The organism is Aureimonas sp. CAS, assembly GCF_059838215.1.
The window spans coordinates 3,198,886-3,211,745 of the sequence record NZ_CM187563.1 but is presented as its reverse complement, the minus strand read 5'-3'; the positions used below and the strand labels follow the sequence as shown (position 1 = coordinate 3,211,745).

Below are 12,860 nucleotides of genomic sequence, written 5' to 3'. Positions count from 1 at the left end.
CTTAAGCTCAGCTGGCCGAGCCCGACCCCGGCTCGGCCAGCTTGCGGTGCTGCTCGGCCAGCACGGGGGCCGGCGTGACGTTGGCGAGCGCGGACATGATCTTGTTCTTCAGCCCGCTCGAGACCTCGGCCTCGCCCTCCATCATGGCGTCGAAACCGACGCGCGCGACCATCGCCGGATCGTCCTTCGGCGCCTGCCCGAGGCCCGTGTCCTCCATCCCGGCGCGGCGGAAGAACGCCGTGTCGGTCGCGCCCGGCATCAGGCAGGTGACGGTCACGCCGGAGCCCTCCAACTCGTTGCGCAGCGCGTAGGCGAAGGCGTTCACGAAGGCCTTCGAGGCGTTGTAGACGGCGTTGAAGCTGCCCGGCACGAAGCCGGCGATGGACCCGGTGACGAGGATGCGCCCCGAGCCCCGCTCGCGCATGTCGCGACCGACGCGGTGGATCAGGTGCAGCGTTCCGGTGACGTTGGTGTCCACGATGTGACGGACGCGGTCGAAGTCCTGATCGAGAAAGGCCGCGCCGAGGCCCGTCCCGGCATTGGCGAAGAGAACGTCGACGCGCCGGCCTTCGGCCGCCTCATGCAGACGATCGACGCCCTCGCGGGTGGAAAGGTCGGCTTCGACGGCGAGAACGTCGCGACCGGACGCCCGCAGCGCGGTCGCGGCGTCCTCGATCGCCGGCTCGTTCGCGCAGACGACGAGGTTGAAGCCCTCGGCGACGCAGATCCTGGCGAACTCCAGGCCGATGCCGGTGGAGGCGCCGGTGACGAGCGCGAGCGGGCGCTGTGTGGCGGACATGGTGTTTCCCTTCGGCTTCGCCCGGCCGGGAGCCGCGCGGCTCGGGCGGCGGGGCGGTTCGAAGGGCAAGGGGCGGGAGGCGGCGCCGTTCCGCGCCTGCGACGCGCGGTCGCTTGCGCGATCGTTAGGCGTGCCTCGGACTATCGGCGAGTTTCGGGGCGAACCGGCTCGCCGCCGATCCAGACGCCCTGCAGGCGCAGATCGTCCGAAAGCCAGACCATGTCGGCCCGTGCGCCGGGATCGAGCACGCCCCGGTCCGTCAGGCCGAGATAGGCCGCGGGATCGCGCGAACACATGCGCATCGCCTCATGGAGATCGACGCCGAGCGTTCCGACGAGATGGCGAAGCGCCTCGACCATCGACAGGTCGGAGCCGGCGAGCGTGCCGTCTTCGAGCGTCAGCCGCCCCTCATGGCGCGTGGCGAGGCGCCCGTTCAGGACGAAGCGGTCATCCGGGGAGCCGACCGTCGGCATGGCGTCGGTGACGGCCAGCATGCGTGCGCGTCCGCGCTTGGCGCGGATCGCCGCGCCGAGTGCGGCCGGGTGGACGTGGTGCCCGTCCGCGATGAAGCCGCACGACACGGCCTCGGAATCGAGCGCGGCGCCGACGAGGCCCCGCGTGCGGTGGCCGAGCGGGCTCATGGCGTTGAAAAGATGCGTGACGCAGGAGGCGCCGGCCGAAAAAGCGGCGAGGGCGGTCTCGTAGTCGCAGTCGGTGTGGCCGAGCGAGACGCGGATTCCGGAGGCGGCGAGGGCGGCGAGGGCGGCGATCTGATCGTTCGTCACGCTTTCCGGCGCGACGGTGAGGAGAAAGGGCCGGACCTTCGAGGCGGTCAGGCGGTTCAAATCCTCCGCCGTCATCTTTCGGATGAGCGAAGGATCGTGCGCGCCCTTTCGCGCGAGCGACAGGAACGGGCCTTCCACGTGGATGCCGGCGCAGCCGGGAACGCTCTCCGCCAGCGCCGCCTCGACGGCCTCGATCGCCGCGAAGGTGACCTCCGGCCGGTCGGTGATGACGGTCGGCAGGAGCGCGGTCGAGCCGCCGGTGCGCGCATGGGCGGCGCAGATCGCCTTCACGCCCTCCACGCTCGGCGTCTCGTTGAAGAGGACGCCGCCGCCGCCGTTCACCTGAAGATCGACGAAGCCGGGCGCCAGAAGCCCGCCGTCGAGACGAACCCGCTCGTATCCCGCTTCGACCTCGCGGGCCGGCGCGATGCGCTCCACCCGCCCGTCCCGGACGAGGAGCGCATGGTCCTCGTGTCTCTGCGTCCCGTCGAAGATCGCGGCGCCGAGATAGGCACAAGCGACGGTCACGGCCGGGCCCTCGCGGCAAGGGCCTCGCGGGCGAGGTCGAGGGCGCCTTCCAGCGCGTCGCCCACGGGCTCGACCGTGCGGGCGGCGAGGTCGGGCGAGAGGCGGGGCCGGTAGCGCGCCGCCTGTCCGCCGAGAAGGGCGATGGCCGGCGCGCCGAGATCGAGGCAGCGCCGGGCGCTGGCCTCGATGATCGAAAGGCCTTCCTCCACGAGACGGAGCGCGACGGCGTCGCCCGTGTCCGCGTGGTCCCAGACCAGAGGCGCCAGGCCCCCGAAGTCGCGTGGCTTCGCGTCGCGTGCAAATTCCGTGATCGCGTAGGGCGAGCCGTCGAACCGCGCCATGAGGGCGAAGGTGAGGTCGCTCACCGGTCCGAACCCGTCATGGGCGAGAAGCGCGGCGGCAAGAGCGCGGCGGCCGAGATCGGCGCCGCTGGCATGGTCGGAGACGATCATCCCGTAGCCGCCGAGGATCCGCCGTTCGCCTTTCACGCGAAGCGCGTAGGCCGAGCCCGTTCCGAGGATGGCGATGGCTCCGTCCGCTCCGGCGAAGGCGCCCCGGCAGGCGGCGAAGGCGTCGCTCTCCAGGGCGGAGGCGGCGAAGGGCAGGGGCGTCGCGCGAACCTCGGCCGCGACGGAGGGAACGTTCGCGCCGGCAAGGCCCAGCCCGACGACGCAGCGCTCCAGCGCGTCCCCGGCCTCGCCGCCCGAGACCAGCGCCGCGCGCACCGTCTCGACGATGGTCCTCAAGGCCGGCTCGACGCCGGCGAAGACGTTCGCCGTGCCGCCTTCGGCCTGGCCGAGAAGCGAGCCGTCGAGGCGGCGGATGCGGAGCCGGCAATGGGTGCCGCCGCCATCCACGCCGACGAGAAGAGGGTCCGCCATGCTGAGCCGATCCGCAACGATGCTTCCGGGGACGGTCCTACAGGATCGGACGGCAAAGCCAAGCCGGATCGCCGCCCTCACCGAACGCGAAAGGCCGGCCCATGGGACCGGCCTTTCGGCATCGTTCCGGTCGAAGGTCTCAGTCGTCCTCGACGAAGACCTCGTCGCGCTTCCTGCGGATGGAGGGCAGCAGCGCGAAGACGACGGCCGCGAGGGCCAGAGCCAGGAGCGTGGCCGAGATCGGCCGCGTCAGGAAGATCATCGGGTCGCCGCGCGAGATGATCATGGCGCGGCGCAGATGCTCCTCCAGCAGCGGTCCGAGGACGAAGCCGAGCAGCAGCGGGGCCGGCTCGCAGCCCATGCGGATCAACACGTAGCCGAGGATGCCGAACACCGCGATGGCGTAGACGTCGAACGGGTTGTTGTTGATCGAGTAGCAGCCGATCGAGGCGAAGAGCACGATGATCGGGAACAGCACCCGGTAGGGCACGGTCAGCATCTTCACCCACAGCCCGATCAGCGGAAGGTTGAGCATGACGAGGAGCGCGTTGCCGATCCACATCGAGGCGATGATGCCCCAGAAGAGCGCCGGCTCCGTGTTGATGACGTTCGGCCCGGGCGTGATCCCCTGCAGGATGAAGGCGCCGACGATCAGCGCCATGACCGGATGGGCCGGGATGCCGAGCGTCAGGAGCGGGATGAAGGAGGTCTGCGCCGCCGCGTTGTTGGCGCTCTCCGGCCCGGCCACGCCTTCGATCGCGCCCTTGCCGAACTCCGACTTGCGCGAGCCGGACAGGTTCTTCTCCATCGAGTAGGAGGCGAAGGAGGCCAGCACGTGCCCGCCGCCCGGCAGGACGCCGAGGATGGAGCCGAGGCCCGTGCCGCGCAGCACCGGCATGGTGATGCGGCGGAAGTCCTCGCGCGTCAGCCAGAGGTTCGACACCCGCTTGACCATCACCTCGCGGCCGCGCTCGTTCTCCAGGTTCCGCAGGATCTCCGAGACGCCGAAGATGCCGACGGCGACGGAGACGAAGTTGATGCCCTGGTAGAGTTCGAGCTGGCCGAAGGTGAAGCGCGGCGTGCCGGTGTAGATGTCCTGGCCGACCGTGCCCAGAAGCAGGCCGAGCGTGATCATGCCCAGCGCCTTGATGACCGAGCCGTGGGCGAGCGAGATCGCCACGAACAGGCCGAGGACGATGAGCGCGAAATATTCCGGCGCGCCGAAGTTCAGCGCGACGGCGGCGAGCGGCGGCGCGGCGATGGCGACGAGGAGGGTGGAGACCGAGCCGGCGAAGAAGGAGCCGAGGGCGGCGGTCGCCAGCGCCGGCCCCGCCCGTCCTTGCCGCGCCATCTGGTAGCCGTCGATGGCCGTGACGGCGGACGAGCTCTCACCGGGAAGGTTGATGAGGATCGCCGTGGTCGAGCCGCCGTACTGCGCGCCGTAATAGATGCCCGAGAGCATGATCAGCGCCGTCACCGGCGAGAAGGTGAAGGTGATCGGCAGCAGCATGGCGATGGTCGCCGTCGGGCCGATGCCGGGCAGCACGCCCACGAGCGTGCCGAGGAAGACGCCGACGAAGCACCAGAAGATGTTGATCGGGGTGAGGGCGGTCTCGAAGCCGAGCGCCAGATTGGCGATGAGATCCATGATCCGCGCCCACTCAGAAGGAGAACAGGGGGCCGAAGGTCGGCAGGGTGATGCCGAGTCCGACCTTGAAGATGAGATAGCAGGCGGCCGAGAGGACGGCGGCTATGGTGACGGCCGAGACCATCGTGTTGTTCTTCGACGCCATCGCGGTGAGCGTGGTGCAGACGAAGACGATGGGCACGAGGCCGAGCTGGCGGGCGAACAGCCCGAAGAGGATGAGCGATCCCATGACCAGCGCGCCGCCGGCCCAGGGGATGGGAGCGACGTCGATGCGCTCGTCCTCGCGCAGGCCGCCGATCAGGATGATGAGGCCGAGCGTGGCCAGGATGCCCGCCAGAGCCAGGGGAATGAAGCCCGGGCCCATCCGGATCGGCGAGCCGAGCGGATAGTTCAGGGCCTCGATCGCGAAACCGGCCGCGATCGCGATGAAGATCGCACCCGTGATCACGTTGCGGCGTGAACGGGTGAGCGGCTTGGCCGCCTCCTGCATGTTCGTTCTCCTCCCGCCGAAAAAGAACCCGCACCGGCGGTGCGGGCCCTTTCGGCTCCCTCAGGGTCAGTCGGCGTATTCGCCGGCATTCTCGATGATCGGGCGCCACAGCTCGATCTGCGAGGTGAGCTGCTCCTCCAGCGCCGCCGGGGTCGCGTCCTCGGCCGGGACCGGCGTCGTGCCGAGATCGGCGAAGCGCGCGATGACCGTCTCGTCGGCGAGCGCGGTCTGGAGCGCCTCGGACAGCTTCTCGACGACCGCCGGATCGAGGCCGGCCGGGCCGTAGAGGCCGTGCCAGACGCCGATCTGCAGGTCCGGCAGGCCGGCTTCGGCCGTCGTCGGCAGGTCCGGCAGCGACTCGACGCGCTCGGCCGTCGTTACCGCATAGGCCTTCACGTCGCCGTTGCGGATCTGGTTGGTGGTGTTGGTCGTCTGGTCGCACAGGACGTCGACCTGACCGCCGAGAATGTCGGTCATGGCCGGGGCCGCGCCCTGATAGGGGACCGTGATCATCTGCACACCGAGCGCTTCCTGCAGGAGCATGCCGCACAGATGCGAGGCCGAGCCGATGCCGGCGTTGGCGTAGGTCGTGTCCGCGCCGTTCTCGCGCAGATAGGTCAGGAGCTCCTCGGCGCTGGTCGGCTCGAAGTCCTTGCGGGCCACGATGGTCATCGGCACCGAGGTGATGAGGCCGATCGGCGAGAAGTCGGTCGTCGGGTCGAAGTTCAGCTGACGATAGAGCGTCGGGGCCGTCGACATGCCGATATGATGAAGGAGCAGGCGGTAGCCATCGGGATCGGCCTGCGCCACCTGGCCGGCACCCAGCGTGCCGCCCGCGCCGCCGACGTTCTCGACGAGCACCTGCTGGCCGAGCGTCGAGGACATCGACTGCGCCAGGAGACGGGCGACGGTGTCGGTCGGGCCGCCGGCCGAGAACGGCACGACGATGGTGATCGGGTTCGACGGATAGTCCTGCGCGGCGGCGGAGCCGGCCACAAGAACCGTCGAGGCGAGGAGTACGGCGGCGATGGATGTGCGCAAAGGAATACCTCCCGGTACGTTTCGGCGTGGCGGGAGCGAGGGCTCCCACCCGGTGACTGTCTGATGATGCGGTTCGGAAAGGTCGTCCGGCACAGGCCGGAAGCGGTGGCCCGCGGCCCTCCCAAGCCGCCTGCGTCTTCCTTGTCCGGACCTTGCGGGACGAGGAACGCGACGACGATGCGTCCAGCGGAGGGGCGCAGACAAGCGGCGATGAAGGGAGTGCGCGACGATTCAGGCGGGCAGACGGGGCGAATGGGTGGAAATCCACCCATTCATGTCCCGGTCATGTTCCCGATCCGACCCATCCTCAGTCCCGGTCGGTCACTCCGAAGTCGCGCTTGTCGATCCCGAACTTCTGCATCTTCTCGTAGAGCGTCTTCCGGGAGATGCCGAGGCTCTCGTAGACCGACTTCAACTGGCCGCCGGAGCGCGAGAGCGCGGCGACGATCAGCGAGCGTTCGTAGGCCGCCGTCTGCTCGGCGAGCGAGCGCGTTTCGTGCTCGGCCCCGAACTCGCCGTCCTGTCCGAGCCCGAGGACGAAGCGCTCGGCCGCGTTGCGAAGCTCGCGCACATTGCCGGGCCAGTCGCGCCGCACGAGATCGGCCAGCATGGCCTGGGGGACGTCGGGCGCCTCCCGCCCCAGCCGCGCCGCGGCCTGCGCGGCCAGATGCATGAAGAGGAGCGGCACGTCCTCGCGCCGCTCGGCAAGCGGCGGGATCGACAGGCGCACCACGGCGAGCCGGTAGACGAGGTCGGCGCGCAGACGGCCGGCGGCGATCTCGGCGTCGGGCTCCTGCGTCGCCGTGGCGAGAATGCGGATATCGACGGGAATGGGCGTGCTGGAGCCGATCCGCACGATCTGCCGCGTCTCGGCGACCGCCAGAAGCCGCGCCTGGAGGTCGGGCGGCAGGGAGGCCAGCCCGTCGAGCAGGAGCGTGCCGCCATGAGCCTGCTCGAACTTGCCATAGCGCGCGCGGGGCGAGAAGGAGACCGCGCCCGCTTCGTGGCCGAAGAGCTCGCTTTCGGCGAACTCGCGGGGCAGCGCGCCGCAATCGACGGTGACGAAGGGACGAACGCTGCGGGGGCTGAAGTCGTGGAGCAGACGCGCGACGACCTGCTTGCCCGTTCCGGTCTCGCCCACGATGATCGCGTCGGTGTCGGCGCCCGCCAGCGCCTCGATGCGGTGGCGAAGGTCGGCGATCGCCCGGTTTCGGCCGAGCAGCCGCGTCTCGATGCCGTCCTCGCGATGGGTCGCCGCCCGCAGGCGGCGGTTCTCCAGCACGAGCCGCCGCCGGTCGAGCGCGCGCGTCGCCACCTCCACCAGAAGGCGCGGCGGAAAGGGCTTCTCGATGAAGTCGTAGGCGCCCTCGCGCATGGCCCGCACCGCCAGAGCCATGTCTGCATGGCCGGTCACGAGGACGGTCGGCAGCTCGGAATCGATCGAGCGCACGCGCGAGAGCAGCGTCATCCCGTCCATGCCCCCCATGCGGATGTCGCTGACGAGGATGCCGGGAAAGGTGGGGCCGAGAAGGCCCAGCGCGGTCTCCGCCCGCTCGAGCGCGCGGACCTGGAAGCCCGCGAGCTCCAGGCTCTGCGCATAGGACAGCCGGACGTCCTTCTCGTCGTCGACGAGGACGATGTCGGGCGCGCTCATTCGGCCGCGCTCCTCAGTTGGGGTTGCGCGCGCACCAGTTCGACGACGAAGCGCGCGCCGCCGCCCTCGGCACGCTCCAGGACGAGGCGCCCGCCGAAATCGCTGACGATGTTGTAGGAGATGGAGAGCCCGAGCCCGAGCCCCTTGCCGCTGGCCTTGGAGGTGAAGAACGGGTCGAAGATGCGGTTGGCGACGGAGGGCGCGACGCCGGGGCCGGTATCCTCCACGAGGATCGAGACGCGCCCGTCGGGCTCGGCGCGCTCGCGGATGGCGATCCGGCGCACCGGGCTTTCCTCCACCGCGTCGGCGGCGTTGGTCAGAAGGTTCACGAGCACCTGCTGGAGCCGGATCGCGACCGCCTCGACCTCGATGCCCGACAGGCCGGGCGAGATCTCGACCGTCGCCCCGACCGCCTTCAGCCGGTGTCCGGCGATGCCCATCGCGTCCTCCACCGCCTTGCCCACATCGACGGGCGTCAGCTCGTCCTCCGGTCGGCGCGCGAAGTTGCGCAGGGTGCGCGAGATGGCGGAGAGACGGCCGAGAAGGTCCGAGACGCGCCCGATCGTCTCGCCGGCCTTCTCGGTCGCGCCGCGCTGCAGGAAGAGGGCCGCATTGTCGGCATAGGCGCTGGCGGCGGCGAGCGGCTGGTTGAACTCGTGGCTCAGCGCGGCCGACATCTGTCCGAGGGCCGCGAGCTTGCCGGCCTCCACGAGGTCCGACTGCGTCCGGCGCAACCGTTCCTCCGTGGCGCGCCGCTCGCCGATCTCCCGTTCCAGCCGGTGGTTGGCCTGGGCCAGCGCGAAGGTCCGCTGCGCGACCTCGCTCTCCAGCCGCAGCTTGGCGGCCGCCTCGGCATTGCGGCGTTCGCGGCTGCGCCGGCGCCGGGAGCGTTCCACCGCGATGCCGACGGAGGCGAGCGCCAGAAGGAGGAAGACCGCGAGGCCCGCCGTGAGCGCCTGCCGCGAGGCGGGCTGGGTGTCGGCCAGCACCATCACCGTCCAGCCGGCCTCGGGCATGGTCTCGTAGAGCGCCTGGAACTCGCGCGCCTCGCGGCCCGAGCCGACCACCAGCGTCGCCGTGCCGTCGAAGGCCTGGGAACGGTGCACCTCCAGCGGCGTGACCGGTTCGCGCGCATAGCGGCGGACCTCGGCGCTGCGCTCCAGCGCGACCGCGTCGGAGGCGCCGAAGATGCGGTAGCGCCATTCGGGCCGGCCGGCCATGAAGACGATGTTCTCGGGATCGAGAACGAGGATCTCGGTGTCGTTGCTCGCCCAGGTGGCCTCGATCGGATCGAGGTCGATCTTCAGCGCGAGGATGCCGACGACCCGTCCGGCGCTATCGCGGATCGCATCGGAGAAGTAGAAGCCGCGCCGGTCGGAGGTCGTGCCGAGACCGAAGAAGCGGCCCTGGCGTCCCTCGGCCGCGGCCTGGAAATAGGGACGGTAGCGGAAGTTCTGGCCGACGAAGCTGACCGCGTCGAAATTGCTCGCCGCGATGGTCATGCCGTCCGGCAGCATCACGTAGGCGTCCGTGATCGCCAGCCGGGCGGCGAGATCGGCGAGGAGGAGATTGGCGTCCCGCCGCCGCGCCGGATCGTCCGGAGCGGCGAGGACCGCCCGAAGCTCGGGCTGGTCGGAGACGAGGGCGGGCAGGGCCTCGTAGCGCTCCAGGTGGCCGGCGAGAGAGGCGGTGGCAAGGCGCAGGGTGCCGAGGCCGTTGGCGGCCGCCCGGTCGAGCGCGATGGTGAAGATCTGGATGGCCGCGACGGTCGACAGGATGGCCAGCACGAGGGCGATCGCCGCACCGTTCCGCAACCGCCGCATCGCTCAAGGCCTCCCCGCGAGTGCGCCGGCCCCTCGGCAGATCCGATCGCGGCCGGCGAAGCGCAGCTTTACGTCCGACGCGCCGCCCTGTCGATCCGGGCGGGGCGGCGAGGCGTCGATCGGCAAGAGGCCCGGATGGAGCGCCGGACTTGCCGATCGCGGCCGCTTTGACGAAGAACCAACGATCGGCGTCGCAAACCTAGCGCGGCGTCGGCGGGGGCTTCTGGCATGGATCGGTCTGTTGCGTCTTGTCTTCGCCGTGCCCCGCGCCCAGCGATCCAAGGGCTCCACGCGTTCAGGGAAGTCGTCTCATGTCATCCGCCGAATTCACCATCGCGCTCTCCTGTGCCAACCGGCCCGGAATCGTGGCCGCGGTCTCGCGCCACCTCTTCGACAACGGCGCCGACATCCGCGAGGCGCACCAGTTCGACGACGCGCAGACGGGTCGATTCTTCATGCGGGTGCGCTTCGCCATGGTCGAACGCCTCGTCTCGATCGAATCGCTGACGGCGGGCTTCACCACCATCGCTGAGCGCTTCCAGATGGACTGGCGCATCCGCTCGCGCGACGAGACGCCGAAGGTGCTGATCTTCGTCTCCAAGTTCGACCACTGCCTTGCCGACCTTCTCTACCGCTGGCGGATCGGGGAGCTGCGGATGGAGATCGTCGGCATCGTCGCCAACCATCCCGAGGAGACCTACGCCCATCACGACCTGTCGGGCGTTCCCTTCCACTATCTTCCGATCACCAAGGCGACCAAGGCCGAACAGGAGGCCCGGATCCTGGAGGTCTTCGAGCAGACGGGGGCCGAGCTGGTCGTGCTGGCGCGCTACATGCAGATCCTGTCGGACGAGCTGTCGGCGCGTCTGTCGGGCAAATGCATCAACATCCACCATTCCTTCCTGCCCGGCTTCAAGGGCGCCAAGCCCTACCATCAGGCCCATTCGCGCGGCGTGAAGCTGATCGGCGCGACGGCGCACTACGTGACCGCCGACCTCGACGAGGGGCCGATCATCGAGCAGGACGTGGAGCGCATCGCCCATCACGACACGCCCGACGATCTCGTGCGCAAGGGTCGCGACATCGAGCGTCGCGTGCTATCGCGCGCCATCGCCTGGCACCTCGACAATCGCGTGCTTCTGAACGGCGACAAGACGGTGGTCTTCCGGGACTGAAGTCCCGGCTTCGAGAGCGGGGACGACGCGGAACATGAGTGCCAGGATCATCGACGGCAAAGCCATCGCCGCCGCGCTGCGCGGAACCGTGGCCGCGGACGCGGCCGCCTTCGCTTCGAGGGCGGGCCGACCGGCGGGTCTGGCCGTCGTCCTCGTCGGCAACGATCCGGCGAGCGAGGTCTATGTCGGCTCGAAGGTGCGGCTGACGCGCGAAGCCGGCATGGCGAGCTTCGAGCATCGCCTGCCCGCCGAGACCAGCCAGGACGATCTCCTGGCCCTCGTGAAGCGTCTCAACGACGACGACGCGGTGGACGGCATCCTCGTCCAGCTGCCGCTGCCGCGCCACATCGACACCGGCGCCGTCATCGACGCGATCCATCCGGACAAGGACGTCGACGGCCTGCATCCGCAGAACGCGGGCCGGCTGATGAACGGCCTGCCCGGCCTCGTGCCCTGCACGCCGCTCGGCTCGATGCTGCTGGTCAAGTCGGTGCTGCCCGACATCGCGGGCCTGAACGCGGTCGTGCTCGGTCGCTCGGTCCTCGTCGGCAAGCCCGTCGCGCAGCTTCTTTTGGCGGAGAACGCCACCGTGACGGCCGCGCATTCGAGGACGCGCGACCTTCCCGCGCTCTGCCGCAGCGCCGACATCCTGGTCGCGGCCGTCGGGCGCCCGGAGATGGTGCGCGGCGACTGGATCAAGCCGGGCGCCGTCGTCATCGACGTCGGCATCAACCGGCTGGCCCCCCAGGACGGCGCGGCCAAGGGCCGGCTCGTCGGCGACGTCGCCTTCGAGGAGGCGAGCGAGGTCGCGGGCGCGATCACGCCGGTGCCGGGCGGCGTCGGGCCGATGACGATCGCCTGCCTCCTGAAGAACACGCTGACGGCCGCCGACCGCCGGGCGGGCTGACGCCATGGCCTCCTCACGCGCCTTCTACGAGCGCGCCGTCGCGCTGATCGAGGCCGACCAGCGTCGCTCGGCCGACACTCATCTGCTGCGGCTGGAAACCGCCGTGCCCGGCATCGACATCTATCTGAAGGACGAATCGACCCATCCGACCGGGAGCCTGAAACATCGGCTCGCCCGCTCTCTCTTCCTGTACGGCCTGTGCAACCGGAAGATCCGCGAAGGGGCGCCGGTGATCGAGGCCTCCTCCGGCTCGACGGCGGTTTCGGAAGCCTATTTCGCGCAGATGATCGGGGTCCCGTTCTATGCGGTGATGCCGAAGACGACCTCCTGCGACAAGATCGCGGCGATCGAGCATTACGGCGGCAACTGCCACCTCGTGGAGGGCGGCGTCTCGCTCTACGACGAGGCGGCCGCGCTCGCCGCGCGCCTTCGCGGCCACTATCTCGACCAGTTCACCTATGCCGAGCGGGCGACCGACTGGCGCGGCAACAACAACATCGCCGAGTCCATCTTCGAGCAGATGCGGCTCGAGGCGCATCCGATGCCGGCCTGGGTTGTGATGAGCGCGGGCACCGGGGGCACCACGGCCACGATCGGACGCTACATCGGCTACAAGCGCCTGCCGACGCGGCTTCTCGGCGTCGATCCGGAGTTCTCCGCCTTCTTCGCCGGCTATCGCGACGACGACCGCGACGCCGTCTCGGAGCGGCCGTCGCGCATCGAGGGGATCGGGCGGCCGCGCGTCGAGCCCTCCTTCGTGCCCGAAGTGGTCGACGAGATGATCAAGGTCCCGGACGCGGCCTCGCTCGGTGCGATGCGCGTTCTCTCACGCCGGCTCGGCCGCAAGGTCGGCGGCTCCACCGGCACCAACTTCTTCGCGCTGTGCTGGAAGGCCTCGCAGATGAAGGCGGCGGGCGAGACCGGCTCGCTCGTCTCGCTGATCTGCGATTCGGGCGAGCGCTACACCAAGTCCTATCACTGCGAGACCTGGCTCGGTGCCCAGGATCTCGACACGCAGGGCTTCGAGGCGATCGTGGAACGCTTCCTCGACGGCGGCCCCTTCGACCACGACGCGCTGACGGCGCGCCGGGCTTGAGGGGTGAGGCCGGCGCCTGTGCGCCGGCCTGTC

Annotated in this window: 11 protein-coding genes; 3 read left to right on the top strand and 8 right to left on the bottom strand. The window is 70.0% G+C overall.

The window, feature by feature from the left end; translation table 11 throughout:
- Positions 1-7: 7 nt before the first annotated feature.
- The 8 genes from AC6R2M_RS15475 to AC6R2M_RS15440 form a co-directional block, all read right to left on the bottom strand.
- Complete coding sequence (locus AC6R2M_RS15475; protein WP_500483660.1) at positions 8-799, bottom strand: SDR family NAD(P)-dependent oxidoreductase; 792 nt, start codon at positions 797-799, stop codon at positions 8-10.
- 140 nt (positions 800-939) lie between these two features.
- Positions 940-2,112: an N-acetylglucosamine-6-phosphate deacetylase gene (gene nagA / locus AC6R2M_RS15470; RefSeq protein WP_500483658.1), complete on the bottom strand. Its 1,173-nt coding sequence runs from the start codon at positions 2,110-2,112 to the stop codon at positions 940-942.
- On the bottom strand, positions 2,109-2,993 hold the full coding sequence (locus AC6R2M_RS15465; protein WP_500483656.1) for a glucosamine kinase nucleotide-binding domain-containing protein: 885 nt from the start codon (positions 2,991-2,993) through the stop codon (positions 2,109-2,111). Before AC6R2M_RS15465 ends, nagA begins: the two co-directional genes overlap by 4 nt.
- A gap of 139 nt (positions 2,994-3,132) precedes the next feature.
- Positions 3,133-4,641, bottom strand: a complete 1,509-nt coding sequence (locus tag AC6R2M_RS15460) for a tripartite tricarboxylate transporter permease (RefSeq protein WP_500483654.1) — start codon at positions 4,639-4,641, stop codon at positions 3,133-3,135.
- Between the two features lie 13 nt (positions 4,642-4,654).
- Complete coding sequence (locus AC6R2M_RS15455; protein ID WP_500483652.1) at positions 4,655-5,131, bottom strand: tripartite tricarboxylate transporter TctB family protein; 477 nt, start codon at positions 5,129-5,131, stop codon at positions 4,655-4,657.
- A 66-nt stretch (positions 5,132-5,197) separates the two neighbouring features.
- On the bottom strand, positions 5,198-6,172 hold the full coding sequence (locus AC6R2M_RS15450; protein ID WP_500483650.1) for a tripartite tricarboxylate transporter substrate-binding protein: 975 nt from the start codon (positions 6,170-6,172) through the stop codon (positions 5,198-5,200).
- Between the two features lie 307 nt (positions 6,173-6,479).
- Complete coding sequence (locus AC6R2M_RS15445; RefSeq protein ID WP_500483648.1) at positions 6,480-7,826, bottom strand: sigma-54-dependent transcriptional regulator; 1,347 nt, start codon at positions 7,824-7,826, stop codon at positions 6,480-6,482.
- Entirely contained in the window at positions 7,823-9,649 is a 1,827-nt protein-coding gene (locus AC6R2M_RS15440; RefSeq protein ID WP_500483646.1) for a sensor histidine kinase, read from the bottom strand. The genes AC6R2M_RS15445 and AC6R2M_RS15440 overlap by 4 nt, the downstream gene beginning before the upstream one ends.
- A gap of 311 nt (positions 9,650-9,960) precedes the next feature.
- Here AC6R2M_RS15440 and purU point away from each other — a divergent pair, with 311 nt between their 5' ends.
- The 3 genes from purU to AC6R2M_RS15425 are packed head-to-tail and all read left to right on the top strand — an operon-like array spanning position 9,961 to position 12,827.
- The gene (gene purU / locus AC6R2M_RS15435) at positions 9,961-10,824 is read left to right on the top strand and encodes a formyltetrahydrofolate deformylase (protein WP_500483644.1); all 864 of its coding nucleotides are present in this window, start codon (positions 9,961-9,963) and stop codon (positions 10,822-10,824) included.
- 34 nt (positions 10,825-10,858) lie between these two features.
- The gene (gene folD, locus AC6R2M_RS15430; RefSeq protein WP_500483642.1) at positions 10,859-11,731 is read left to right on the top strand and encodes a bifunctional methylenetetrahydrofolate dehydrogenase/methenyltetrahydrofolate cyclohydrolase FolD; all 873 of its coding nucleotides are present in this window, start codon (positions 10,859-10,861) and stop codon (positions 11,729-11,731) included.
- Positions 11,732-11,735: 4 nt separating this feature from the next.
- Positions 11,736-12,827 carry a PLP-dependent cysteine synthase family protein gene (locus AC6R2M_RS15425; RefSeq protein ID WP_500483640.1) on the top strand — a complete coding sequence of 364 codons (1,092 nt, stop codon included), beginning with the start codon at positions 11,736-11,738 and terminating at the stop codon, positions 12,825-12,827.
- The last annotated feature ends 33 nt before the right edge of the window (positions 12,828-12,860 follow it).